Raw genomic sequence first — 23,230 nt, 5'->3', positions numbered from 1 at the left:
CAGCGGCGTCGGACGTGCCGTGTGGGTGCAGCCCTGCGTCGTGCTCCGGTGCCTGAGATCTCCGGAGGACCTTTCCCCGATGACGACCACCACGGACCGCGCGGTGCCCGCTCGACCGCGCAAGAAGTCCGAGGGCCAGTGGGCCAAGGGTTACCGCGAGCCGCTCAACCAGAACGAGCGGACCAAGAAGGACGACGACGCGCTGAACGTCCGGGCCCGCATCGAGAACATCTACGCCAAGCAGGGCTTCGACAGCATCGACGGCGGTGACCTGCGCGGACGCTTCCGCTGGTGGGGGCTGTACACCCAGCGCGCCGAGGGCCTGGACGCCACGTTCACCGGCATGGACGACGAGGAGCAGCTGGACGCGCGCTACTTCATGCTGCGCATCCGCACCGACGGCGCCCGCCTGAGCACCGAGCAGCTGCGGGTCATCGCCGGCATCTCCACCGAGTTCGCCCGGGACACCGCCGACCTCACCGACCGCGAGAACGTGCAGCTGCACTGGGTGCGCATCGAGGACGTGCCGGAGATCTGGCGCCGGCTGGAGCAGGTGGGCCTGAAGACCACCGAGGCGTGCGGGGACTGCCCGCGTGCCTTCCTCGGCTCGCCGCTGGCCGGCGTGGCTGCCGACGAGGTCATCGACGCCACCCCCGCCATCGAGGAGACGGTGCGCCGCTACGTCGGCGACCCGCGCTTCTCCAACCTGCCGCGCAAGTTCAAGACGGCCATCTCCGGGCTGCAGGACGTCGCCCACGAGGTCAACGACGTCTCCTTCGTCGGCGTGAACCACCCCGAGCACGGCCCCGGCTTCGACCTCTGGGTCGGTGGCGGGCTGTCCACCAACCCGATGGTGGCCCAGCGCCTGGGTGCCTGGGTGCCCATCGACGAGGTGCCCGACGTGTGGGAGGGCGTGGTCTCGGTGTTCCGCGACTACGGCTACCGCCGGCTGCGCTCGCGGGCCCGCATCAAGTTCCTCATCAAGGACTGGGGCGCGGCGGAGTTCCGCCGCGTGCTGGAGGAGGAGTACCTCAAGCGTCCGCTGCTGGACGGTCCGGCGCCGGCGCCGCAGGTCGGCATCCGCGACCACATGGGCGTGCAGCGCCAGCGCGACGGCCGCAACGCCGTGGGCGTCGCCCCGGTCGCCGGCCGGGTCAGCGGCACCAAGCTCGCCGCCGTCGCCGACGCCATGGACCGGGCGGGCACCAACCGGGTGTGCATCACCGCCTACCAGAAGCTGGTCTTCCTCGACGTCGCCGACGACACCCTCGAGACGTTCGTGGCCGACCTGGACGCCCTGGAGCTGCCCGCCCGTGGCTCGTCCTGGCGGCGCAACGTGATGGCCTGCTCCGGCCTGGAGTTCTGCAAGCTCGCGTTCACCGAGACCCGGGTGCGGGCGCAGACGCTGGTGCCGGACCTGGAGCAGCGCCTGGCCGACCTGGAGCACGAGCTGGACACCCAGGTGACGGTGAACATCAACGGCTGCCCCAACTCCTGCGCCCGCGTGCAGGTGGCCGACATCGGCTTCAAGGGCATCCTGCTCACCGACGACGACGGCCAGCCCGTGGACGGCTTCCAGGTGCACCTCGGTGGTGGGCTGGGCGCCGACGCCGGCTTCGGCAAGAAGCTGCGCGGGCACAAGATCACCACCCACGAGCTCGGCGAGTACGTCGAGCGCGTGGTGCGCAGCTACGCCAAGCAGCGCGAGCACGGTGAGCGCTTCGCGCAGTGGGTCACCCGGGCCGAGGAGTCCGACCTGCGATGAGCAGGGCCGTCGGGAACACGCCCAGCCCACGTGCTGTTCCCTTCTACTGTCCCTACTGCGGTGACGAGGACCTCCGTCCGGACGCCGCCGACGGGGTGGCCCTGCCGCACGGCACCTGGCGGTGCGGGGCGTGCCAGCTGATGTTCGCGCTGAAGCGGCTCGCCACCAGTCCGGTTCGAACGGAAGATGAGGTGACCGAGTGAGCGTCTCCACCGATCTCGACCTTCGTGCGGTGGCCGAGCGTGGCGCGGCCGACCTGGACGGGGCCAGCGCGGCCGACGTCCTGCAGTGGGCCGCCGACACCTTCGGCGACCGCTTCATCGTGGCCTCCAACATGCAGGACGCGGTGCTGGTGCACCTGGCCGTGCAGGCCCGCCCCGGCGTGGAGGTGCTGTTCCTGGACACCGGCTACCACTTCGCCGAGACCATGGGCACCCGCGACGCGGTGGAGCAGGTCTACGGCGTGCGCATCGTCAACGCCAAGGCCGATCTCAGCGTGCCGGAGCAGGACGAGGTGCACGGCAAGAACCTCTTCGCCAGCGCGCCGGACCGCTGCTGCGCCATGCGCAAGGTGGCCCCGCTGAAGAAGACCCTCGCCGGCTACGACGCCTGGGTCACCGGCGTGCGCCGGGTGGAGGCCCCCACCCGGGCCAACGCCCCGCTGATCTCCTTCGACGAGGCCTTCGGCCTGGTCAAGGTCAACCCGATCGCAGCGTGGTCCGACGAGGACATGCAGCACTACATCGAGGAGCACTCCATCTTGGTCAACCCGCTGGTCGACGCCGGCTACCCCTCCATCGGCTGCGAGCCGTGCACGGTCAAGCCGCTGCCGGGTGCGGATCCGCGCAGCGGCCGCTGGGCCGGGCGCGCCAAGATCGAGTGCGGGCTGCACCAGTGAGCGCCGCCACGGTGCAGACCCCCACTCCGGGCTTCGTCACCCCGATGTCCACCCTGGACGCCCTGGAGTCGGAGGCGATCCACATCTTCCGCGAGGTGGCCGGGGAGTTCGAGCGCCCGGTGATCCTGTTCTCCGGCGGCAAGGACTCCACCCTGCTGCTGCACCTGGCGATCAAGGCGTTCTGGCCCGCCCCGGTGCCCTTCGCGCTGCTGCACGTGGACACCGGCCACAACCTGCAGGAGGTGCTGGACTTCCGCGACATGGTGGTGGCCAAGCACAACCTGCGGCTGCACGTGGCCAAGGTGCAGGACTACCTCGACGACGGCCGGCTGCAGGAGCGCCCGGACGGCATCCGCAACCCGCTGCAGACGGTGCCGCTGCTCGACGGCATCGCCGAGGGCAAGTTCGACGCGGTGTTCGGCGGTGCCCGCCGGGACGAGGAGCGCGCCCGAGCCAAGGAGCGCATCTTCAGCCTGCGCAACGCCTTCGGCCAGTGGGACCCCAAGCGCCAGCGGCCCGAGCTGTGGAACCTCTACAACGGCCGCCACGCACCGGGTGAGCACGTGCGGGTGTTCCCGCTGAGCAACTGGACCGAGCTGGACGTGTGGCGCTACATCGCCCAGGAGAAGGTCGAGCTGCCCAGCATCTACTACGCCCACCAGCGCGAGGTGTTCCTGCGCGACGGCATGTGGCTCACCGAGGGCCCGTGGTTCAGCGCGCGCGAGGACGAGGAGGTGCGCACCCTGTCGGTGCGCTACCGCACCGTCGGCGACGGGTCCTGCACCGGCGCGGTGGAGTCCACCGCCGCCGACGTGCAGGCCGTGCTGGACGAGGTGGCCGCCTCCCGCGTGACCGAGCGGGGCGCCACCCGTGCCGACGACCGCGTCTCCTCCGCCGCCATGGAGGACCGCAAGCGAGAGGGCTACTTCTGATGAGCACCACCCAGCTCCTGCGCCTGGCCACGGCCGGCAGCGTGGACGACGGCAAGTCCACCCTCGTGGGGCGGCTGCTCTACGACACCAAGTCGGTGCTCGCCGACCAGATCGACGCCGTCACCCGCGCGTCGGTGGACAAGGGGCTGACCACCCCGGACCTGTCGCTGCTGGTGGACGGCCTGCGCGCCGAGCGCGAGCAGGGCATCACCATCGACGTGGCCTACCGCTACTTCGCCACGCCCGCGCGGTCGTTCGTGCTGGCCGACACCCCCGGCCACGTGCAGTACACCCGTAACACCGTCTCCGGCGCCTCCACCGCGCAGCTGGTGATCCTGCTGGTGGACGCACGCAAGGGGGTCATCTCCCAGACTCGCCGCCACGCGGCCGTGCTGGCGCTGCTGGGCGTGCCGCGGCTGCTGCTGGCGGTCAACAAGATCGACCTGGTGGCCGACGCCGCCACGGTGTACGCCGAGATCTCCGCCGAGTTCACCGCCCTCACCCGGGCGCTGGGCTGGTCCGAGGACGCGGTGCAGACCATCCCGGTCTCGGCCCTCAACGGCGACAACGTGGTCAACCGCTCCGAGCACACCCCCTACTACGACGGTCCCACCCTGGTCGAGCACCTCGAGCAGGTGCCGGTGGACGCCGAGCCGCACCGGGTGGGCCTGCGGATGCCGGTGCAGTACGTGATCCGGCCCCGCACCGCGGAGCACCCCGACTACCGCGGCTTCGCCGGGCAGGTCGCCGCCGGCACCGTCTCCCCCGGCGACGAGGTGGTCGTGCTGCCCTCGGGGGTGCGCACCACCGTGCTGCGCGTGGACACCCCGGACGGCGAGCTGGCCACCGCCGAGGTCGGGCGCAGCGTCACGCTGGTGCTGGCCGAGGAGGTCGACGCCTCCCGCGGTGACCTCATCGCCTCCCCCGCCGACGCCCCGGTCCCGGTCTCCGAGCTGGAGGCGACGGTGTGCTGGCTGGCCGAGGCGCCGCTGCGCCCGGGAGCACGGCTGCTGATCAAGCACGGCACCCGCACCACCCAGGCCATCGTCTCGACCATCGTGGAGCGCTTCGACGAGCAGGCGCTGTCCGCGGTGCCCACCCCGGACACCCTGGCGCTGAACGAGATCGGCCGCGTCAGCATCCGCACCGCGGAGCCGCTGGCGGTGGACGACTACGCGCTGAACCGGCGCACCGGCAGCTTCCTGCTCATCGACCCCGCCCAGGGCAACACCCTGGCCGCGGGCCTGGTGGGCGACGCGCTGTCCAAGGTCGAGCTGAACGCCACCCTGGTCTAACCCGCCCTGGTCTGACCCGCCCTGATCTGACCCGCCCTGGTGAGCCGCTCGGGGCAGGCGTCCTGGCGCACCCGTCGTAGGGTCACCACCATGACGTCTGCCGCCACCGAGCTGGTGCACCTGGAGATCGCGGCGGGAGTGGCCACCCTCACCCTGGACTCCCCCGCCAACCGCAACGCGCTGTCCACCCAGCTGCGCGAGGAGCTGCTCCGCCACCTGCGCGACTGCGCGCAGGACACCGAGGTGCGGGTGCTGGTGCTCACCCACACCGGCACCGTGTTCTGCTCCGGGATGGACCTGCGCGAGGCCGAGGGCGCCGCCCCTGACGAGCAGGGCGTCAACGAGTTCCCGGAGATCCTGCAGACCATCTGGCAGCACCCCAAGCCGGTGATCGCGCGGGTGGCCGGGACCGCCCGGGCCGGCGGCATCGGCATCATCGCCGCCTGCGACCTGGCGGTGGCCGGGGCCTCCACCACGTTCGCGTTCAGCGAGGTGCGCATCGGGGTGGTGCCCGCGGTCATCTCCGTCACCGTGCTGCCCCGGGTGCAGCCCCGCGCCGCCCAGGAGCTGTTCCTCACCGGGGAGACCTTCGACGCCGAGCGGGCCGCGCAGATCGGGCTGCTCACCGCCGCGGTGCCCGACGACGACCTCGACGCGGCCGTCGCCCGCTACGTCGCCGCGCTGGCCAAGGGCGGACCCCGGGCGCTGGCCGCCACCAAGGTGATGCTCAGCGCCCGCAACGGCCACATGGCCGAGGAGTTCAGCGAGAAGTCCACGCTGTCAGCGTCCTTCTTCGCCTCCGAGGAGGCCCAGGAGGGCATGGCCGCCTTCGGCGAGAAGCGCCCGCCGGCCTGGGTGCCGAGCGATGGCTGAGGCCGCCACCGTCCGGGTGGACGCCTGGCTGTGGGCGGTGCGCATCACCAAGACCCGCTCGCTGGCCGCGGCGCAGTGCAAGGGCGGGCACGTCCGGGTGAACGGGTCCTCGGCCAAGCCGGCCCAGCTGGTCAAGCCCGGCGACGAGGTACGGGTCCGCGCGGGCGGGCTGGAGCGGATCCTGGTGGTCCGCCGCTGCATCAACAAGCGGGTCAGTGCCACCGTCGCCGCCGAGTGCCTCACCGACAACAGCCCCCCGCCGCCGCCCAAGGAGCTGGCGGCCCCGCCGCTGCAGCGCGACCGCGGCGCGGGGCGGCCGACCAAGCGGGACCGCCGGCTGATCGACCGCCTCCGCGAGCGCGGCTGGCAGCCGCCGGAGGAGTAGGCACTCCCCCGGCGGCCCCACGGCAGCCAAGCGGGCTAGCGGGCTAGCGGGCTAGCGGGAGACGAGCAGTCCGCGGCTGCGCAGCACCCGGCGCTCCAGCGGCGCGAAGATCAGCACGTCGATGGCCACCCCGACGATGAGGATCATGATGATCGCCACCACCACCAGGCTCAGGTCGCTCAGCTCGCGGCCCTGGTTGAGCATCTGGCCGAGGCTGCGCCCCAGCGCCGGCGAGTAGGAGATGATCTCCGCCGCCATCAGCGAGCGCCAGGAGAACGCCCACCCCTGCTTGAGGCCCGCGATGAAGCCGGGCAGCGACGCCGGCAGCAGCACGTACCGGATCTGCTGCAGCCAGTTGGCCCCCAGCACCGTGCCCACCCGGGCGTACAGCGGAGGTACCTGGTCGAGCCCGGCCACCAGCCCGTTGGCGATGGACGGCACCGCGCCCAGCACGATGACGAAGTACATCGCTCCCGGGGTGAGGCCGATGAGGATGATCGCCGCGGGCACCCAGGCCACCGACGGCAGGCTCTGCAGCCCGCTGACGATCGGCCCGATGGCGGTGCGCACCAGCGGGACGCGGGCGATGAGCAGTCCCAGCGGTGCACCGATCACCACCGCGATGGCGAAGCCGACGATGCCGCGGCGGACGCTGTTGTACACCGACTCCCAGGCGGCGCCGGAGCTCCACTCCGTCCGGAAGGTCTCCCAGACGTCGGTGGGGGACGGGGTGTTGTAGGCCGCCGAGCCGGTGCGGGTGCTGGCGTAGAGCTGCCAGACGAGCAGCACCAGCGCCACGGCGACCACTGGGGGGAGCACGGAGCGGCGCAGGCGCTGGCCCCAGCCGTGCTTGACGGTCACCTCGGTGGAGAGGGCGTCCAGGCCCGCCTCCACCGATCCCGTGTCAGGTGCCTCGGTTCCCGAGGGCTTGACCGATCCTGGCTCAGCGACGCCCATGGCGGATGATCTCCTCTCGCAGCACGGCGGTGATCTCGGTGGACAGCGCCGCCACTGCGGGCGACTCGATGCGCCGCTCCCCGGTGATGTCGACCTCCCACTGCCGGACCACGCGGCCCGGACGCGAGGACATCAGCACCACGCGCTGGCCCAGCCGGACCGCCTCGCGAACGTTGTGCGTCACGAACACGATGGCCACGCCCGTCGCCCGCCAGATGCGGATCAGCTCGTCGTGCAGCACGTCCCTGGTGATGGCGTCGAGCGCAGCGAACGGCTCGTCCATCAGCAGCACGTCGCGCTGCTGGGCCAGGGCCCGGGCCAGGGCCACCCGCTGGCGCATGCCCCCGGACAGCTCGTGCGGCCGCTTGCCGTAGGCGTCGTCCAGGCGGACCAGGTCGAGCAGCCGCCGGGCCTCCTCCTTGGCCTCGGCCCGGCCCACGCCGCGCAGCTTGAGCGCGAGCTCGACGTTGCGCCCGGCGGTGAGCCAGGGGAACAGCGCCGCGTCCTGGAACATCAGCGCCGCCCCGCTGCCCGCCACCTGCAGCGTGCCGGCGGTGGGCCGGTCCAGCCCCGCCACCAGGTTCAGCAGGGTGGACTTGCCGCAGCCGGACGCCCCGAGCAGCGCCACCAGCTCGCCAGGCTGCACGGTGAGCGAGACGTTCTCCAGCACCGGCAGCGGCGAGCCGCGGAAGCTCTTGCTCACCCCGTCGAGCTGCACGGCGGGGTGGGTGGTGCTGCTCACCGGCGGGACCTCCTGGTGGATCTGCGTGCTCGTCACGTCGGGTGCCTCAGCCCTGTCCGAGGCCGGCGTCGCCCAGCGCGGGCTTGCCCTGCTCGGCGAGCAGCGCGTTGAGCAGGCGCAGGTCGTAGATGCCCGTGAGCTCGCCCTGCTTGGTGGTCCCTGCGGTCACCGCGTCGTCGGCCGACTTCTGCAGGCTGGCCGCCAGCGGGTCGTAGGTGAAGTCCAGGTTGGGCCATGCCCGGTCGATGGTCGGCTGCGTGAGTGGCTTGCCGGTGAGCTCGTCGATCTGGTTGTTGGTGTCCTTCTTGGCCGCCTCGCTGTTGGCCGAGATGAACTCCACCGACTCGAGGTTGGCGGCGAGCAGGTCACGCACCGTGCCCGGGTAGCTGTTGAGGAAGTCGGTGCGCACGATCAGCTGGGTGGTGACGAACTTGCCCTCCGGCCACAGCGTCTTCTCGTCCACCAGCACCTTGGCCCCGGCCTCCAGCACCAGCCGCGAGGACCAGGGCTCGGGCAGCCAGGCGCCGTCGATCTTGCCGTCCCGGAACAGCTGCAGGGTGGTGGCGTTCTCGGTGGGGGTGATGGTCACGTCGCCGCCGGAGCTCACCGAGGTCTTCAGGCCGTTCTCGTCCAGCCACGCGCGCAGGGCGACGTCCTGGGTGTTGCCCAGCTGCGGGGTGGCCAGCGTCTTGCCCTTGAGGTCGGCGACGTTGTTGATGCCCTCGCGGACCACCAGCTGCGCACCCCCGGAGGCCGCCCCGGAGACGATGCGCAGCGCCTCGCCCTTGGTCTGGAGGAAGCCGTTGACCGACGGGCTCGGGCCGATGTAGGTGGCGTCGATGGAGCCCGAGCGCAGCGCCTCGATGGCGGCCGGTCCGGCGTTGAACACCTGGGTGCTGAGCTTGGTCGCGCCCAGGTTCTTGGTGAGGAATCCCTCGCTGAGGCCGACCAGGGCCGGGGCGTGGGTGACGTTGGCGAAGAAGCCCAGGCGCAGCTCGGCCGCCTTGGCGGTGGGGTCGGCGGACGGGGCTGAGGCGGCCTCGCCGCTGGAGCCGCAGGCGGCGGTGAGTCCCACCACGGCCAGCAGGGCAGCGGCGACGAGCGCACGGGTTCGGAAGAGCGTCATGACGAAGGGGCTCCAGCTGGGCCAGGGCCGACCGCCCGCAGGACGGGCGGCCGATCACGGGGTGACGGGGTGAGGTGGAGCTAGCGAGCAAGCACAGGTTCGCGCTTGACCAGGTCGACCGGCGGGTGGTCGGGCACGACGGGGCCGCGACCGAGCCAGCAGGTGCCGGCCGCGGCTGCGGCGGCACCGAGAACCAGCACCGGGGTGGGTGCGGAGAGCAGGGCGAGCGCGGAGCCCAGCAGCACACCGGCCACCACTGGTCGGGTGAAGCTGGCCGAGGCCTGCGCCGACAGCCGGGCCCCGACGTAGACGCCGGGCAGCGCGCCGACCAGCAGCGACGCGGTGACACCGAAGTGCACCTCGCCGAGAAGCAGGTGCCCCAGCGCCGCGGCAGCCACCAGCGGGATGGCCTGCACGATGTCGGTACCCACCAGCTGCGCCGGCCGCAGCCGGGGGTAGGCCAGCAGCAGCATCGCGATGATCAGCGACCCCGCTCCCACCGACGTCATGCCGACGGCGACGCCGCCCACCACGCCGATCACCACGGTGCGCACCGGCTTGACCACCAGCGGCCCGGTGGCCCCGGGCGTGCCCGCCCGCCGGTCGAGCACCAGCCGGGCGATGGTGCAGCCGAACGACCCGACGAGCGCCACCCCGATGGCGATCTTCAGGTAGTGCTGCATGTCCGCGGAGTGCCCGATGCTGCCGATGAGCACGGAGCCCAGGAAGCCGGCGGGCACCGCGCCCAGTGCCAGCCACCACACCAGCCCGGTCTGCACCGTCTTGCGGCGAAGGTGCACTGCCGCCCCGACGGGCTTCATGACCAGGCTGGTGACGAGGTCGCTGGAGATGGCGGCCAGCGGCTGCACGCCGAAGACCAGGACGAGCAGCGGAGTGAGCAACGCGCCCCCGCCCATTCCGGTGAGGCCGACCAGGAGGCCGACGACGAGACCGGCGACGGAGAGCGAGGGATCTATGGGCATGCGAGGAGCCTCTGCTGCTCAGCTGGCCGCACGGGCGCAGCAGTCGTTCGAGCGACGGTGCCGCGCGAGCGGCGGGTGGTGCTAGCGAACCGTCGGACAACCGCTGCTGGGCAGGCGCATCAGGTCCACGTGCAGGCGGCGCACCAGCACGGGTCGCGCGGGCAGCGCGACGTTGACAGACCTGGACACCACCTCAGTCTGGCATTGTTGACCGCAAGCGTCAACAAATGGGTGGGGCAAGATCAGGGCATGCAGATCACCGCCAAGTCCGACTACGCGCTGCGCGCCATGTGCGTGCTCGCCGTGGCCGAGGAGGGCGTGGTGGTGAAGGCCGCCGACATCGCCGCAGCGCAGGACATCCCGCCCAACTTCCTGGACGCCATCCTGGTGCAGCTGCGCCGCGGCGGGATGGTGGTCAGCCGTCGTGGTCCCGGCGGAGGGCACCAGCTGGCGCGCCCGGCGTGGGCGATCACCCTGGCGGACGTGGTGCGGGTGATCGACGGCCCGCTCACGCTGATCCACGGGGAGCGTCCGGAGGCGATGTCGCACCCCGCACCGGCGACGCACCTGCAGGACGTGTGGGTGGCGGTGCGCGCGGCGCTGCGCGGGATCATGGAGGAGACGACGCTGCGGCAGGTGGTCACCGGGGACCTGCCCGCACCGGTCACCGCGCTGGGCACTGACCACCGCTCGTGGACGTCGGTGTGGCCGCCACCGGAGACGGACCTGCCCGAGCAGCAGTCCGAGGCGTAGCGGCTACCAGACGCTGACGAGCCAGGCGAGCAGCACCAGCACCAGCAGCGCGACGAGGGCGGCGTTGATACGGGCGGCAGGGCTCAGCCGGAGCTTCTTCACCTGGTCGAGCCTAGTCGTCGCCGTTGCGCGCCCACTCCGGCCCGGGCGGGTCGTCCAGCGTGTCGGTGCGGGTGCCGATCTTGTCCGCCACCAGGCCGCCCACGCGGTCGAGCGCCACCGCCGCGGCGCCGCACAGCGGCAGCGCCACCAGCATCATCACGGTGATCTGCGCCGCGAAGGGCAGCCCGACGACCCAGAGCTCGGCCGCGTCCCACCATCTCGCCAACGTGTTCACCCCAGCAACGGTAGTCGCCCCTCGTTAGGGTGAGCCCCATGTTTGCCGTCTACGCATCCGAGCCCAATCCCGACAACCCCCTCGCGTCCCTGCGCGTGGGCGAGCGGGAGGCCCCCGTCGCTCCGGAGGGCTGGGTGGAGGTCAACGTCCGCGCCGCCAGCATCAACATGCACGACCTGTGGACCCTGCGGGGGGTGGGCATCAAGCCCGACCAGTTCCCGATGACCCTGGGCTGCGACGGCGCCGGCACCCTGGACGACGGCACCGAGGTGGTGCTGCACTCGGTCATCGCCAGCGACGACTGGATGGGCGACGAGACGCTCGACCCCCGACGCACCCTGCTCACCGAGAAGCACCAGGGCACGTTCGCGGACAAGGTCATCGTGCCGCGGCGCAACGTGCTGCCCAAGCCAGCCGACCTGTCCTTCGCCCAGGCCGCCTGCATGGGCACCGCCTGGCTGACCGCCTACCGCATGCTGTTCGTGAAGTCGGGCCTGCGCCCGGGCCAGACCATGCTGGTGCAGGGCGCCTCGGGCGGGGTGTCCACCGCGCTCGTCCAGCTGGGCCGCGCGGCAGGCCTGCGGGTGTGGGTGACCGGACGCAGCGAGGACAAGCGGGCGCTGGCCACCGCGCTGGGTGCGCACGAGACCTTCGAGTCGGGCGCGCGGCTGCCGGAGAAGGTGGACGGCGTGTTCGAGACGGTGGGCAAGGCCACTTGGGGACACTCGGTGCGCTCGCTCAAGCCGGGTGGGGTCATCGTGGTCTCCGGCTCCACCAGCGGCCCGGACGCCGACGCCGAGCTGCAGCGGGTCTTCTTCCTCCAGCTGCGGGTCGTCGGCTCCACCATGGGCACCCGTGACGAGCTGCAGGACCTGCTGGCGTTCTGCGCGCTCACCGGCATCAGCCCGGAGATCGGGCTGGAGCTGCCGATGGAGCAGGCCGAGCAGGGGTTGCGGGCGATGCTCGACGGCGACACCGCGGGAAAGATCGTGCTCACTCGCTAGATCGTGATCCGGCGCACCCGGAGGGCGCACAAGCCCACAGGTGGCTCCTGGTGGGGAAGGATGCAGGAATGTCAGCACCGCCGACACCGCCAGGAACCCCGCCGCCCGGGATGGTGACCTCCCCGGTCCGCAGCCAGTTCCCCCCGATCGCCGACTACGCCTTCCTGTCGGACTGCGAGAACACCTGCCTCATCGCGCCGAACGGGTCGGTGGAGTGGATGTGCCTGCCCCGGCCGGACTCCCCCAGCGTCTTCGGGGCGATCCTCGATCGCGGCGCCGGGCACTTCCGGCTCGGCCCGTACGGGGTGAGCGTCCCGGCCGCGCGCCGCTACCTGCCCGGCAGTCTCATGGTGGAGACCACCTGGCAGACCGAGACGGGCTGGATCATCGTGCGCGACGCGCTGGTGATGGGGCCCTGGCACAACACCGACGAGCGGTCGCGGACGCACAAGCGCACCCCCAGCGACTGGGACGCCGAGCACATCCTGCTGCGGACGGTGCGCTGCGTCAGCGGCACGGTGGAGCTGGAGCTGAGCTGCGAGCCGGCCTACGACTACCACCGCCGGGACCTCACCTGGGAGTACTCCGGCCCGGTGTACGGCGAGGCGGTGGCCCGGTGCACCGAGCCCGCCGACGGCAAGGCCGAGCGGCGCGACACCTTCCCCGACCTCCGGCTGACCACCAACCTGCGCCTGGGCCTGGAGGGCCGCGAGGCCCGCGCCCGGACCCGGCTGCACGAGGGCGACGACGTGTTCGTGGCGCTGTCGTGGTCGGAGCTGCCGGTGCCGCAGGACTACGCCGAGGCCGCGGACAAGATGTGGAAGACCGGCGAGTGCTGGCGGCAGTGGATCGCCGCCGGCAGCTTCCCCGACCACCCGTGGCGCAGCTTCCTGCAGCAGAGCGCGCTGGCGCTGAAGGGACTGACCTACTCCCCCACCGGAGCCCTGCTGGCCGCCTCCACCACCTCGCTTCCGGAGACCGCCGGCGGGGAGCGCAACTGGGACTACCGCTACGCCTGGGTGCGCGACTCCACCTTCGCGCTGTGGGGGCTGTACACCCTGGGCCTGGACCGTGAGGCCAACGACTTCTTCGCCTTCATCGCCGACGTCTCCAGCGCCACCAACGGCTCGCCGCACCCGCTGCAGGTGATGTACGCCGTGGGCGGGGAGCGGGAGCTGGTGGAGAGCGAGCTCGACCACCTGTCCGGCTACGGCGGGGCGCGGCCGGTGCGCATCGGCAACGGCGCGTACAACCAGCGCCAGCACGACATCTGGGGCTCCGTGCTGGACTCGGTGTACCTGCACACCCGCTCCCGCGAGCACGTGCCCGAGCAGCTGTGGCCGCTGCTCAAGGCGCAGGTGGAGCAGGCGATCGAGCACTGGCGCGAGCCCGACCGCGGCATCTGGGAGGTGCGCGGCGAGCCGCAGCACTTCGTGTCGTCCAAGCTGATGTGCTGGGTGGCGCTGGACCGCGGGGTGCGGCTGGCCAAGCTGCACGGCGAGGACTCCTACGCGGAGAAGTGGGCCCGCGTCGCCCAGGAGATCCACGACGACGTCACCACGCACGGGGTGGACGAGCGCGGCGCCTTCGTGCAGCGCTACGGCTCCGACGACCTGGACGCCTCGCTGCTGCTGGTGCCGCTGCTGCGGTTCCTGCCCGCCGACGACCCTCGGGTGCGCACCACGGTGCTGGCCATCGCCGAGGAGCTCACCGAGGACGGGCTGGTGCTGCGGTACAAGACCGACGCCACCGACGACGGCCTGGAGGGCGAGGAGGGCACGTTCACCATCTGCTCGTTCTGGCTGGTGTCGGCGCTGGTGGAGATCGGTGAGCTCAAGCGGGCCCGGCACCTGTGCGAGCGGCTGCTCTCCTACGCCAGCGCGCTGCAGCTCTACGCCGAGGAGATCGACCCCAAGACCGGGCGCCACATGGGCAACTTCCCGCAGGCCTTCACCCACCTGGCGCTGATCAACGCCGTGGTGCACGTGATCCGGGCGGAGCAGGAGGACGGCGGCAGCTTCCAGCCCGCGCACAGTGGACCGTAGCCGCAGCCCTAGTGCAGTCCAGCCGCCACCGCGCGCACCACGTCGGCGGCGGGGACCGCCCGCGCGAGCGAGTGCCGCTCCCCCGCCCACAGCGCGACCGCGGACTCGTCGCCCGCGGCGGCGGAGGCGGCGCGGATCGGCTGCGACGCTCGGTTGAGGTGCGGGTACAGCGCGGGCGCGCCGTCGGTCAGCTCGTCCAGCAGCTTGTTGCGGATGCCCCGCGCGGGCCGGCCGGAGAACGCCCGCGTCACTGCGGTCGGCCGCTCCGACGCCAGCGCCGCGCGGTGCGGGACTGAGGTGCCCGACTCCGGGCAGAGCAGGAACGCCGTGCCCAGCTGGGCCGCCCGTGCCCCGGCCGAGAGCACCTGCGCCACCGCCGCGGCGTCGGCCAGTCCCCCGGCAGCCACCAGCGGCAGGTCGGTCACCGACTGCACCAGCCCCAGCAGCTGGAGCAGCGGCACCTGCTGGTCGGGGTCGTCCAGGGCGTTGGTGAAGCAGCCGCGGTGCCCGCCCGCCTCCGGCCCCTGCACCACCAGTGCGTCCAGGCCCGACTCCGCCGCCAGCCGCGCCTCGGCGCGGCTGGTCACCGTCGTCCACACCTCGGTGCCCAGCGCGTGCAGCTCCTGCACCACCTCCCGCGGCGGCGCGCCGAAGTGGAAGGTGACCAGCAATACCGGGTGCGCCACCAGCCAGTCGATCTTGGCCCGCCAGTGGTCGTCGTCCCACGCCGCCTCGCCGCGGCGCACGCCGTAGCGCTGCGCCCACGTCTCCAGCGTGGCCAGGTGCCGGTCCAGGGCCGCCCGCCCGTCCGCGTCCAGGGTGGGCTCGGCGGTGGGCAGGAAGAGGTTCACCCCGAACACGCCGTTCGCACCGATGGCGGGACGCAGCGCCTGCACCCGCTCGCCCATCGCGTCCACCGACAGGTTGGCCCCAGCCAGCACGCCGAGGCCGCCGGCGGTGGAGACGGCCGCGGCCAGCTGCACCGTGCTGGGCCCGCCGGCCATCGGCGCTCCGATGATGGGGACCGGCAGACGCTCCAGCAGCGGCGACACGGGGCTACTTCTTCTTGTCCCCGCTGTTGGAGGGCGAGTCAGACGACAGCGCGGCGACGAAGGCCTCCTGGGGCACCTCCACGCGCCCCACCGTCTTCATCCGCTTCTTGCCCTCCTTCTGCTTCTCCAGCAGCTTGCGCTTGCGGCTGATGTCACCGCCGTAGCACTTGGCGAGCACGTCCTTGCGGATGGCGCGGATGTTCTCGCGGGAGATGATCTTGGACCCGATCGCGGCCTGGATGGGCACCTCGAACTGCTGGCGCGGGATCAGCTCGCGCAGCTTGGAGGTCATCTTGTTGCCGTAGGCGTAGGCGGCGTCGCGGTGCACGATCGCGGAGAACGCGTCCACCGCCTCGCCCTGCAGCAGGATGTCCACCTTCACCAGGTCGGCGGCCTGCTCGCCGGACTCCTCGTAGTCCATGCTGGCGTAGCCCTTGGTGCGCGACTTCAGCGAGTCGAAGAAGTCGAACATGATCTCACCCATGGGCAGCGTGTACCGCAGCTCCACCCGGGTCTCGGACAGGTAGTCCATCCCGCGCAGCTCGCCGCGGCGGGTCTGGCACAGCTCCATGATGGCGCCGATGTACTCCGACGGGCTGATGATCGTGCACTTCACCATCGGCTCGAAGACGTTGCGCACCTTGCCCTCGGGCCAGTACGACGGGTTGGTCACCTCGTGCGGGGTGCCGTCCTCCAGCTCCACCCGGTACACCACGTTGGGCGCGGTGGAGATGAGGTCGAGGTTGAACTCCCGCTCCAGGCGGTCGCGGGTGATCTCCATGTGCAGCAGGCCCAGGAAGCCGCAGCGGAAGCCGAAGCCCAGCGCCACCGACGTCTCCGGCTCGTAGGTGAGCGCGGCGTCGTTGAGCTGCAGCTTGTCCAGCGCGTCGCGCAGCACGGGGTAGTCGGAGCCGTCCATCGGGTACAGCCCGGAGTAGACCATCGGCTTGGGGTCGCGGTAGCCGACCAGCGGCTCGGTGGCGCCCTTGCGGGTGGTGGTCACCGTGTCACCCACGCGGGACAGCCGGACGTCCTTGACGCCGGTGATGAGGTAGCCCACCTCGCCCACCCCGAGGCCCTGGCTGGGCTTGGGCTCCGGGGAGATGATGCCGACCTCGAGCGCCTCGTGGGTGCTGCCGGTGGACATCATGGTGATCTTCTCGTGCGGCAGGATCCGACCGTCCACCACGCGCACGTAGGTGACCACGCCGCGGTAGGCGTCGTAGACGGAGTCGAAGATCATCGCCCGTGCCGGGCCGTCGGCGTTGCCCACCGGCGGCGGCACCAGCTTGACGATCTCGTTGAGCAGCTCCGACACGCCCGCGCCGGTCTTGCCGGACACGCGCAGCACGTCGTCGGGCTCGCACCCGACGATGCCGGCGATCTCCTTGGCGTAGCGGTCCGGGTCGGCCGCGGGCAGGTCGATCTTGTTCAGCACCGGGATGATGGTGAGGTTCTTGTCCATCGCCAGGTACAGGTTGGCCAGCGTCTGCGCCTCGATGCCCTGGGCGGCGTCCACCAGCAGCACCGCGCCCTCGCAGGCCTCCAGCGCCCGGCTCACCTCGTAGGTGAAGTCCACGTGGCCGGGGGTGTCGATGAGGTGCAGCACGTGCTCGGTCTCTGGACCGTCCACGCCCGGCGCCACCCACGGCAGCCGCACGTTCTGCGCCTTGATGGTGATGCCGCGCTCACGCTCGATGTCCATGCGGTCCAGGTACTGGGCCCGCATGGCGCGTGGGTCGACCACCCCGGTGAGCTGCAGGATGCGGTCGGCCAGGGTGGACTTCCCGTGGTCGATGTGCGCGATGATGCTGAAGTTGCGAATGCGCTCAGGCGGGGTGAACGTCGTGTCGGCGAAGCTGGAAATGAGACACTCCCTGGTCCAGGTGGTGGCGGCTTGGCTCCATGGTCCCATGCGCGCGGCCCGTCCCGAGCACGCCGGAGGTGTTCGCCGGTGCGGCGTCCCTCAGACGGGTCTCCCCGCGGGGTCGTAAGGTCGGGCCCCGTGGCGAGCATCTGGAAGTCCGTGGCACGGCAGGTCGGCAGGCTCGCGGTGCGGGAGGGCCCCCGGCTGCTGCGGCGGCTGCAGAGCTCCCGCGCCCCGCTCCCGGCCCCCACCGGTGTGGCCGGCCGGCCCGTCGCCACCCGCACGGTCCCCACCGCACAACGTGCCCGCACCATCAGCTACTCCCCCTCCCTGGACGGCCAGGCCGACCCGGGTGAGGTGGTCTGGACCTGGGTCGCCTACGAGGAGGACGCGCACCAGGGCAAGGACCGCCCGGTGCTGGTGGTCGGCCGCGAGGGCCCCGGCGTGCTGCTGGGGCTGATGCTCTCCAGCCAGAGCCACCGGGACGGCCAACCGGGGTGGCTGTCGCTGGGCACCGGCTCGTGGGACGCCGAGGGACGGCCCAGCTGGGTGCGCCTGGACCGGGTGCTCGACGTCCCCGAGGAGGGCATTCGCCGGGAGGGCGCCGTGATGGCCCGCCAGGACTTCGACGTGGTGGCCGCCCGGCTGCGGGCCGACCACGGCTGGCGCTAGAACGAGCCGGCGATCTTCCAGGACAGGCTCAGCGCCAGCAGCCCCGCGACCACCAGGAACACCCGGCGGACGAAGGCCGAGCCCAGCTTGATGGCCAGCCGCGCGCCGAGCGTGGCGCCGGCCAGGTTGCCCACCGCCATGCAGCCGCCCACGCCCCACACCACCAGCCCGTGCGGGGCGAAGTAGGCCAGGGCCCCGAGGTTGGTGGCCACGTTGGCCAGCTTGGCCGTGGCCGAGGCGGCCAGGAAGGCGTAGCCGATCCAGCCGACCAGCACGAAGACCAGGAACGAGCCGGTGCCCGGGCCGGCCAGGCCGTCGTAGGCGCCGATCAGCGCTCCGGCCACCATCATCGCCACCACCCGGGCGCGGCCGTGGAAGCGGTGGTTCTCCTCCACCCCCAGCGACGGGCGGGCCAGCGTGTAGGCGCCCACCACCACGATGGCCACCAGCACCACCACGTTGAGCGCCGTGGCGGGCAGGGCGGTGGCGAACGCGGCGCCGCCCACCGAGCCGGCCGCGGCCGCTGCAGCCATCAGTCCGGCGGCCCGCCAGTCCATCGGGGTGCGCCGGGCGTAGGTGATGGTGGCCGCCGAGGTGCCCACCACCGACGACACCTTGTTGGTGGCCACCGCCAGCACCGAGGCCCCGGGCAGCAGGAGCAGCAGGGCGGGCAGCTGGATGAGCCCACCCCCACCGACCACCGCGTCCACCGCGCCGGCGACGAACGCGGCCAGCACCAGCAGCAGCAGCGCGGAGACGCTGATGCCCGCGAATCCTGGCCAGGTCAGCGTCGTGTCCACGGCTGCGCACGCTATCGCCCGCACCGCGGTTTGAGGATCCGGGTGCACCACTGATAACCTTCGTGGTCGGCGCATGTTTGACCTGCGCAGCTGATCTTTCCCACACTCGACTGAACTAGAGGGCGAAACGCGTGGCCAACATCAAGTCCCAGGTGAAGCGGATCCGCACCAACGAGCGGCAGCGACTGCGCAACCAGTCGGTGAAGTCCTCGCTGCGCACCGCGATCCGTCACTTCCGTGAGGCGGCCGCGAGCGGCAACAAGGAGCAGGCCGCCGAGGCCCTGCAGGTTGCCTCCCGCAAGCTGGACAAGGCGGCCAGCAAGGGCGTCATCCACGCCAACCAGGCAGCGAACAAGAAGTCGGCGATGGCCCAGGCGGCCAACAAGATCGACGCCTGACTCGCTCCACCCGAACACCGCTCCACCACGCAGAGCCGCCCAGGTCGTCACGACCGGGCGGCTTTCTGCGTGCACGGGCACTCAGCGGCGGTGCAGCTCGACGACAGCCAGCACGGCCCGCTCCACGGCGTAGTCGTTGTCGGCCGCGGCACCCTTGACGTCGGCGTTGAGCCGGGCCACCACCTGCAGCGCCTCGCCCAGCGCCTGCGCCGACCACCCGCGCGACTGTGCGACGGCCTTCTTCACCTTCCACGGTGGCATGCCCAGCTGACCGGCCAGCCGGAACGGGTCGCCCCCGGCCGAGGCGCTCACCCGGGCGATGGTGCGCACCGCGTCGGCCAGGGCGTCGGCCAGCAGCACGTGCGGGACCCCCAGCTGGGTGGCCCAGCGCAGCGACTCCAGGGCAGCGGCCCGGTTGCCGGCCACCGCCTTCTCCGCCACGTCGAACCCGGTGACCTCCGCCCGCCCGCGGTGGTAGCGGTGCACCGCGGCCACGTCGATGGGGCCTGCGGTGTCCGCGACCAGCTGCGAGCAGGCCGCCGACAGCTCGCGCAGGTCTGACCCGACGGCCTCCAGCAGCGCCGTCACCGCGTCCGCGGTGGGCTTGGCGCCCGCGCCGCGCAGCTCGGCGCGGACGAAGTCGGCCAGCTCGGCCGCCCGGGTGATCTTGGCGGCGGCGTGCACCTGGGCGCCGGCCTTGCGCAACGTGTCCACCATCGCCTTGGACCGGCCGCCTCCGGCGTGCACCACCACCAGGACCACGCCCTCGGGCAGGTCGGTGGCGGCACTGAGGATGAGGGCCACCGCGTCCTTTCCCGCCTCCTGGGCAGCCTCCAGCACGAGGATCCGGGCCTCGGCGAACAGCGAGGGGCTGAGCATCTCCGCCAGCTCGGGGCCGGACACCGCACCCGCGCGCACCTTCTGCACGTCCGCCGCCGGGTCGGCCAGGCGGGCGTGGGTGACGATGCCCTCCACGGCCCGGTCGACCAGCAGCTCCTCGTCGCCGAGCACCAGGTGCAGGCGCTGCTGCTCGGTGCCGCTCGCCGGGTCCTGCGCCGTGTGCTGTGCTGCCCTCGCCATGCCTCAGATCGTCCCACGACGCCCGGACACCGCGGCCGAGCCGGCTGCCAAACCGGTCCAAAACCCTGCTTTACCTGGGCTTTGTGTGACTCGACAGACATCGAACCAGGGTGCTTACTCACGCGAAGCATGTATATAGTTGTTTTTAGCACGCATATTCGATCACTTGTGGGGACTTAGTGTCAGTGTCACGCGCCACCGTCGAGGCCCTAGTCGACGAGATCATGCACTTTGGCAGGGCGCTGCGGATCAGCCTCTCCAACGCCGACGACGGCCCCTTGCCGTTGCCGCTGGAGGGCGTGCTGCAGGTGCTCGCCAACAACGGCGAGTGCCGGCAGAACGAGCTGGCCGCGAACCTGTGCATCAGCCAGTCCGCCCTCAGCCGCCAAGTATCTGAGCTGGTGGAGCTGGGCCTGGTGTCCCGACAACCCGACCCGGCCGATGGACGCGCCTCCCGCGTCCAGGCCACCGCCGAGGGACTGGCCCTGCTGGCCAGCTCGCGCTCCCGCCGAGCCGTGCGACTGCGCGAGCTGCTCGGCGAGTGGGAGCAGGACGACGCCGCCAGCGCGGTCGCCTCCCTCGGCCAGCTCACCGAGACCTTCCTGAACGACGCACTTCCCTCCGAACCCACCCGTCGGAGCAGCAACAACACCCGATTGGGGGCACACGCATGACCACCACCACCGTGGACCGTCCGCTCGACGACGAGCCGGAGGCCATGACCCACCGCCAGATCCTCGAAGCGCTGCTGGGTCTGCTCGCGGCGCTGTTCACCGCGCTGCTGAGCACCACCATCGTGGCCACCGCGCTGCCCACCATCATCGGTGACCTGAACGGCTCGCAGACCGCCTATGCCTGGGTGATCACCACCGCGCTGCTGGCGAACGCGGCGTCCACCCCGATCTGGGGCAAGCTCGCGGACCTGTTCAACAAGAAGGTGCTCGTGCAGAGCGCCATCATCATCTTCGTCATCGGCTCGATCATCGCCGGCATGTCGCACAACGTGCCGCTGCTGCTGGTGGCCCGCGTCATCCAGGGCATCGGCATGGGTGGTCTGACCGCCCTGGTGGTCGCCATCATCGGCACCATCGTCTCCCCGCGCGAGCGGGGCCGGTACTCCGGCTACATGGGCGCGGTGATGGCCGTGGCCATGACCGGTGGCCCCGTGCTCGGTGGCGTCATCGTGGACAGCCCGCTGGGCTGGCGCTGGTGCTTCTACGTGTGCGTCCCGCTGGCCGTGATCGCGCTGGTGCTGCTGCAGCGCACCCTGCACATCCGCACGGTGCGCCAGGACAACGTGTCCATCGACTGGCTGGGCGCCACCCTGCTCACCGCCGGTGTGTCCGTGCTGCTGATCTGGGTCTCCTTCGCGGGCAAGGCCGGCTACTACGGCTGGATGTCCACCGAGACCGTGCTCTACGTCCTGGGCGGCCTGGCGCTGCTGGCGGCCACCGTGGTCGTCGAGTCCAAGGTGTCCTCGCCGATCATCCCGCTGAAGATCATCACCGAGAAGACCACCGGGCTGGCGATCATCGCCTCCATCGCCGTCGGCGTCGGCATGTTCGGTGCCACCACCTTCCTGGGCCAGTACTTCCAGACCTCGCGCGGCTACAGCCCCACGGCAGCGGGTCTGCTCACCATCCCCATGGTGGTCGGCATGCTGGTCGGCTCGGTCGGCTCCGGCCAGCTGATCTCCAAGTTCGGCAAGTGGAAGGCCTTCGTGGTCAGCGGTGCCGCGCTGATGGTCGCCGGCTTCGCCCTGCTGGGCACCCTGGACCACACCACCAACCTGGTGCTGGTCAGCGCGTACATCGCCATCGTCGGCTTCGGCATGGGCATGCTGATGCAGAACTTGGTGCTCGCCGTGCAGAACACCGTGAGCGTCAAGAACATCGGTGCCGCGTCCGGCTCGGTCGCCTTCTTCCGCACCTTCGGTGGCGCGATCGGCGTGTCGGTGATGGGCTCCATCCTGGCCACCCGCGTGGCCGACCTCTCCGCGGAGGGCTTCGCACAGCTGGGCATCAACTCCGGCGGCAGCACGGCCGGGTCCAACTTGAACGTGGGCGCCCTGCCTGCTCCCGTCCAGGAGGTCATCCGCGCCGCCTACGGTGACGCGACCGGCCGGATCTTCCTGATCGCCGCCGTGATCGCGCTGGTCACGCTGGCGTGTGTGGCTGTCCTGCCAAACACGCCGCTGCGCACCACCATCGACCTGGTGCAGGACGACCCCGAGGCGGTGCCCGCCGAGGAGCTGCCCAGCGACAAGCCAGCCGGCAAGGACGGTGCGGTCACCTCCGGTGCCGCCGCTGGTGCCACCACCGGCGTCTCGGCCGGCACCGACGCCGGAGCTGGTGCGGGCAAGCACCGGGCCGACAACAGCTAGTCCGCTCCACCAGGAGGGCCCCGCAGCACTGCGCTGCGGGGCCTTCCCGTGTCTGCGGGCTCGGCTCCTGACCCAGGCCCTCCCGAGCCCCGGGGGTGACAGGACCCTCGGTGTGCGCTGCGACGCGGCCTAGCCTGGCGGTGCGAGCGAGACGACGATTCGCCTAGGTACACAGAGGAGAAACGACTGTGACTCTTGTCGGCATCATCGGCGCGGGCCAGGTGGGGAGCACGCTTGCCCGTGCGGCGATCGCGGCGGGCTACGACGTCGTCATCGCCAACTCGCGGGGACCCGAGACCTTGACGGGTCTGCTCAGCCAGCTGGGCCCGCAGGCACGCGCCGCGCACACCGCCGATGCTGCAGCGGCCGCCGACTTCGCGGTCACCGCCTACCCGTACACGCCCGCCGACACGCCGCCGCTCGAGGAGCTCGCGGGCAAGGTCGTCATCGACAACAACAACTACATGGCCTGGCGGGACGGGAGCTTTCCCGAGGTGGACTCCGGCCGCAGGACGATTCACGAGCTGCGTCAGGAGCAGCTGCCCGCCTCGAAGGTCGCCAAGGCGTTCACCCACGTCCAGTTCCACCCGCGCTCCCCCGTCCGCGTCCCCAGCGACACGCTGCCTGCCCTGCTCCGGCTGGCCCGACCGGCCGGACACCCCTACCGCAAGGCGCTGGTCGTCTCCAGCGACTACCCCGACGCCGTCGAGCTGGTGACGCGGTTCTACGACGATCTCGGCTTCGACGCGGTGGACAACAGCCCGCTGAGCGAGTCCTGGCGCAGCGCCCCCGGCACGCCGATGTGGCGCCACCACGTCGACGGACAGAGTCGCGAGGAGCTCGTCCGCAACCTGCAGCGCGCCGAGCGCATCCTCGGCTGAGC

The 23,230-nt window shown here is 71.6% G+C and carries 24 protein-coding genes; 15 read left to right on the top strand and 9 right to left on the bottom strand.

Annotated features, from left to right (window positions below; translation table 11 throughout):
• The first annotated feature begins 79 nt into the window (after positions 1-79).
• The 7 genes from AC3YNX_RS16965 to AC3YNX_RS16935 all read left to right on the top strand — a co-directional run bounded on the left by AC3YNX_RS16965 (position 80) and on the right by AC3YNX_RS16935 (position 6,148).
• Positions 80-1,765: a nitrite/sulfite reductase gene (locus tag AC3YNX_RS16965; RefSeq protein WP_127783454.1), complete on the top strand. Its 1,686-nt coding sequence runs from the start codon at positions 80-82 to the stop codon at positions 1,763-1,765.
• A complete protein-coding gene (locus AC3YNX_RS16960) occupies positions 1,762-1,968 on the top strand; it encodes a hypothetical protein (protein ID WP_127783455.1) in 207 nt (68 codons plus the stop codon). Before AC3YNX_RS16965 ends, AC3YNX_RS16960 begins: the two co-directional genes overlap by 4 nt.
• Positions 1,965-2,663, top strand: a complete 699-nt coding sequence (locus AC3YNX_RS16955; RefSeq protein ID WP_489996216.1) for a phosphoadenylyl-sulfate reductase — start codon at positions 1,965-1,967, stop codon at positions 2,661-2,663. Before AC3YNX_RS16960 ends, AC3YNX_RS16955 begins: the two co-directional genes overlap by 4 nt.
• A 44-nt stretch (positions 2,664-2,707) precedes the next feature.
• Positions 2,708-3,595 (top strand): sulfate adenylyltransferase subunit CysD, encoded by an 888-nt coding sequence (gene cysD / locus AC3YNX_RS16950; protein ID WP_127784833.1) that lies wholly within the window; start codon positions 2,708-2,710, stop codon positions 3,593-3,595.
• A complete protein-coding gene (locus AC3YNX_RS16945; protein WP_489996215.1) occupies positions 3,595-4,890 on the top strand; it encodes a sulfate adenylyltransferase subunit 1 in 1,296 nt (431 codons plus the stop codon). The genes cysD and AC3YNX_RS16945 overlap by 1 nt, the downstream gene beginning before the upstream one ends.
• A 90-nt stretch (positions 4,891-4,980) precedes the next feature.
• The gene (locus AC3YNX_RS16940) at positions 4,981-5,763 is read left to right on the top strand and encodes an enoyl-CoA hydratase family protein (protein WP_127783458.1); all 783 of its coding nucleotides are present in this window, start codon (positions 4,981-4,983) and stop codon (positions 5,761-5,763) included.
• On the top strand, positions 5,756-6,148 hold the full coding sequence (locus AC3YNX_RS16935; RefSeq protein ID WP_127783459.1) for an RNA-binding S4 domain-containing protein: 393 nt from the start codon (positions 5,756-5,758) through the stop codon (positions 6,146-6,148). The genes AC3YNX_RS16940 and AC3YNX_RS16935 overlap by 8 nt, the downstream gene beginning before the upstream one ends.
• A 51-nt stretch (positions 6,149-6,199) precedes the next feature.
• Here the strand turns inward: AC3YNX_RS16935 and AC3YNX_RS16930 are convergent, their stop codons facing one another.
• The 4 genes from AC3YNX_RS16930 to AC3YNX_RS16915 all read right to left on the bottom strand — a co-directional run bounded on the left by AC3YNX_RS16930 (position 6,200) and on the right by AC3YNX_RS16915 (position 9,956).
• Positions 6,200-7,105, bottom strand: a complete 906-nt coding sequence (locus AC3YNX_RS16930) for an ABC transporter permease (RefSeq protein WP_127783460.1) — start codon at positions 7,103-7,105, stop codon at positions 6,200-6,202.
• Positions 7,092-7,883 carry an ABC transporter ATP-binding protein gene (locus AC3YNX_RS16925; protein ID WP_489996214.1) on the bottom strand — a complete coding sequence of 264 codons (792 nt, stop codon included), beginning with the start codon at positions 7,881-7,883 and terminating at the stop codon, positions 7,092-7,094. Before AC3YNX_RS16925 ends, AC3YNX_RS16930 begins: the two co-directional genes overlap by 14 nt.
• Positions 7,884-7,893: 10 nt before the next feature.
• Positions 7,894-8,973 (bottom strand): ABC transporter substrate-binding protein, encoded by a 1,080-nt coding sequence (locus tag AC3YNX_RS16920; RefSeq protein ID WP_127783462.1) that lies wholly within the window; start codon positions 8,971-8,973, stop codon positions 7,894-7,896.
• 80 nt (positions 8,974-9,053) lie between these two features.
• Positions 9,054-9,956: a sulfite exporter TauE/SafE family protein gene (locus AC3YNX_RS16915; RefSeq protein WP_489996213.1), complete on the bottom strand. Its 903-nt coding sequence runs from the start codon at positions 9,954-9,956 to the stop codon at positions 9,054-9,056.
• A 249-nt stretch (positions 9,957-10,205) separates the two neighbouring features.
• Here AC3YNX_RS16915 and AC3YNX_RS16910 point away from each other — a divergent pair, with 249 nt between their 5' ends.
• Positions 10,206-10,709, top strand: a complete 504-nt coding sequence (locus AC3YNX_RS16910; RefSeq protein WP_489996212.1) for an RrF2 family transcriptional regulator — start codon at positions 10,206-10,208, stop codon at positions 10,707-10,709.
• A 112-nt stretch (positions 10,710-10,821) separates the two neighbouring features.
• On the opposite strand, the gene AC3YNX_RS16905 is transcribed toward AC3YNX_RS16910, so the two are convergent.
• Positions 10,822-11,046, bottom strand: a complete 225-nt coding sequence (locus AC3YNX_RS16905) for a hypothetical protein (RefSeq protein WP_127783465.1) — start codon at positions 11,044-11,046, stop codon at positions 10,822-10,824.
• Between the two features lie 38 nt (positions 11,047-11,084).
• Here AC3YNX_RS16905 and AC3YNX_RS16900 point away from each other — a divergent pair, with 38 nt between their 5' ends.
• Together AC3YNX_RS16900 and AC3YNX_RS16895 are read left to right on the top strand one after the other, a co-directional pair.
• Positions 11,085-12,050 carry a quinone oxidoreductase family protein gene (locus tag AC3YNX_RS16900; protein ID WP_127783466.1) on the top strand — a complete coding sequence of 322 codons (966 nt, stop codon included), beginning with the start codon at positions 11,085-11,087 and terminating at the stop codon, positions 12,048-12,050.
• A gap of 68 nt (positions 12,051-12,118) precedes the next feature.
• Positions 12,119-14,095: a glycoside hydrolase family 15 protein gene (locus tag AC3YNX_RS16895; protein WP_127783467.1), complete on the top strand. Its 1,977-nt coding sequence runs from the start codon at positions 12,119-12,121 to the stop codon at positions 14,093-14,095.
• A gap of 8 nt (positions 14,096-14,103) precedes the next feature.
• Here the strand turns inward: AC3YNX_RS16895 and AC3YNX_RS16890 are convergent, their stop codons facing one another.
• Both AC3YNX_RS16890 and lepA read right to left on the bottom strand, forming a co-directional pair.
• Entirely contained in the window at positions 14,104-15,147 is a 1,044-nt protein-coding gene (locus AC3YNX_RS16890; RefSeq protein ID WP_489996211.1) for a nitronate monooxygenase, read from the bottom strand.
• Positions 15,148-15,151: 4 nt separating this feature from the next.
• Positions 15,152-17,062 carry a translation elongation factor 4 gene (lepA, locus tag AC3YNX_RS16885; RefSeq protein WP_127783468.1) on the bottom strand — a complete coding sequence of 637 codons (1,911 nt, stop codon included), beginning with the start codon at positions 17,060-17,062 and terminating at the stop codon, positions 15,152-15,154.
• A 90-nt stretch (positions 17,063-17,152) separates the two neighbouring features.
• On the opposite strand from lepA, the gene AC3YNX_RS16880 reads away from it, so the two are divergent.
• Positions 17,153-17,686: a type II toxin-antitoxin system PemK/MazF family toxin gene (locus tag AC3YNX_RS16880; RefSeq protein ID WP_127783469.1), complete on the top strand. Its 534-nt coding sequence runs from the start codon at positions 17,153-17,155 to the stop codon at positions 17,684-17,686.
• Here the strand turns inward: AC3YNX_RS16880 and AC3YNX_RS16875 are convergent.
• Positions 17,683-18,486 carry a sulfite exporter TauE/SafE family protein gene (locus AC3YNX_RS16875; RefSeq protein ID WP_241248904.1) on the bottom strand — a complete coding sequence of 268 codons (804 nt, stop codon included), beginning with the start codon at positions 18,484-18,486 and terminating at the stop codon, positions 17,683-17,685. The genes AC3YNX_RS16880 and AC3YNX_RS16875 overlap by 4 nt on opposite strands.
• 131 nt (positions 18,487-18,617) lie before the next feature.
• Here AC3YNX_RS16875 and rpsT point away from each other — a divergent pair, with 131 nt between their 5' ends.
• On the top strand, positions 18,618-18,884 hold the full coding sequence (gene rpsT / locus AC3YNX_RS16870) for a 30S ribosomal protein S20 (protein WP_127783471.1): 267 nt from the start codon (positions 18,618-18,620) through the stop codon (positions 18,882-18,884).
• Between the two features lie 81 nt (positions 18,885-18,965).
• Here the strand turns inward: rpsT and holA are convergent, their stop codons facing one another.
• Positions 18,966-19,964, bottom strand: a complete 999-nt coding sequence (holA, locus tag AC3YNX_RS16865) for a DNA polymerase III subunit delta (RefSeq protein ID WP_127783472.1) — start codon at positions 19,962-19,964, stop codon at positions 18,966-18,968.
• Between the two features lie 179 nt (positions 19,965-20,143).
• Between holA and AC3YNX_RS16860 the strand changes: the two genes are divergently transcribed.
• The 3 genes from AC3YNX_RS16860 (at position 20,144) to AC3YNX_RS16850 (ending at position 23,228) form a co-directional block, all read left to right on the top strand.
• Positions 20,144-20,638 (top strand): MarR family winged helix-turn-helix transcriptional regulator, encoded by a 495-nt coding sequence (locus AC3YNX_RS16860; RefSeq protein ID WP_241248905.1) that lies wholly within the window; start codon positions 20,144-20,146, stop codon positions 20,636-20,638.
• On the top strand, positions 20,635-22,347 hold the full coding sequence (locus tag AC3YNX_RS16855; protein WP_489982852.1) for an MDR family MFS transporter: 1,713 nt from the start codon (positions 20,635-20,637) through the stop codon (positions 22,345-22,347). The genes AC3YNX_RS16860 and AC3YNX_RS16855 overlap by 4 nt, the downstream gene beginning before the upstream one ends.
• Before the next feature lie 188 nt (positions 22,348-22,535).
• Complete coding sequence (locus AC3YNX_RS16850; RefSeq protein ID WP_489996210.1) at positions 22,536-23,228, top strand: NADPH-dependent F420 reductase; 693 nt, start codon at positions 22,536-22,538, stop codon at positions 23,226-23,228.
• Positions 23,229-23,230: the final 2 nt, after the last annotated feature.

The organism is Rhodococcus sp. Z13_19A, assembly GCF_058133575.1.
The sequence above is the reverse complement of the archived record's forward strand: the minus strand, read 5'-3'. Positions and strand labels throughout refer to the sequence as shown.

What these genes read in the sequence shown, in the direction of transcription:
- holA (WP_127783472.1), bottom strand. Translation starts at nt 19,964, where the DNA reads ATGGCGAGGGCAGCACAGCACACGGCGCAGGACCCGGCGAGCGGCACC.
- lepA (WP_127783468.1), bottom strand. Translation starts at nt 17,062, where the DNA reads ATGGGACCATGGAGCCAAGCCGCCACCACCTGGACCAGGGAGTGTCTC.
- AC3YNX_RS16900 (WP_127783466.1), top strand. Translation starts at nt 11,085, where the DNA reads ATGTTTGCCGTCTACGCATCCGAGCCCAATCCCGACAACCCCCTCGCG.
- AC3YNX_RS16930 (WP_127783460.1), bottom strand. Translation starts at nt 7,105, where the DNA reads ATGGGCGTCGCTGAGCCAGGATCGGTCAAGCCCTCGGGAACCGAGGCA.
- AC3YNX_RS16940 (WP_127783458.1), top strand. Translation starts at nt 4,981, where the DNA reads ATGACGTCTGCCGCCACCGAGCTGGTGCACCTGGAGATCGCGGCGGGA.
- AC3YNX_RS16945 (WP_489996215.1), top strand. Translation starts at nt 3,595, where the DNA reads ATGAGCACCACCCAGCTCCTGCGCCTGGCCACGGCCGGCAGCGTGGAC.
- AC3YNX_RS16855 (WP_489982852.1), top strand. Translation starts at nt 20,635, where the DNA reads ATGACCACCACCACCGTGGACCGTCCGCTCGACGACGAGCCGGAGGCC.
- AC3YNX_RS16895 (WP_127783467.1), top strand. Translation starts at nt 12,119, where the DNA reads ATGTCAGCACCGCCGACACCGCCAGGAACCCCGCCGCCCGGGATGGTG.
- AC3YNX_RS16915 (WP_489996213.1), bottom strand. Translation starts at nt 9,956, where the DNA reads ATGCCCATAGATCCCTCGCTCTCCGTCGCCGGTCTCGTCGTCGGCCTC.
- AC3YNX_RS16960 (WP_127783455.1), top strand. Translation starts at nt 1,762, where the DNA reads ATGAGCAGGGCCGTCGGGAACACGCCCAGCCCACGTGCTGTTCCCTTC.
- AC3YNX_RS16965 (WP_127783454.1), top strand. Translation starts at nt 80, where the DNA reads ATGACGACCACCACGGACCGCGCGGTGCCCGCTCGACCGCGCAAGAAG.
- AC3YNX_RS16935 (WP_127783459.1), top strand. Translation starts at nt 5,756, where the DNA reads ATGGCTGAGGCCGCCACCGTCCGGGTGGACGCCTGGCTGTGGGCGGTG.
- cysD (WP_127784833.1), top strand. Translation starts at nt 2,708, where the DNA reads ATGTCCACCCTGGACGCCCTGGAGTCGGAGGCGATCCACATCTTCCGC.
- AC3YNX_RS16910 (WP_489996212.1), top strand. Translation starts at nt 10,206, where the DNA reads ATGCAGATCACCGCCAAGTCCGACTACGCGCTGCGCGCCATGTGCGTG.
- AC3YNX_RS16920 (WP_127783462.1), bottom strand. Translation starts at nt 8,973, where the DNA reads ATGACGCTCTTCCGAACCCGTGCGCTCGTCGCCGCTGCCCTGCTGGCC.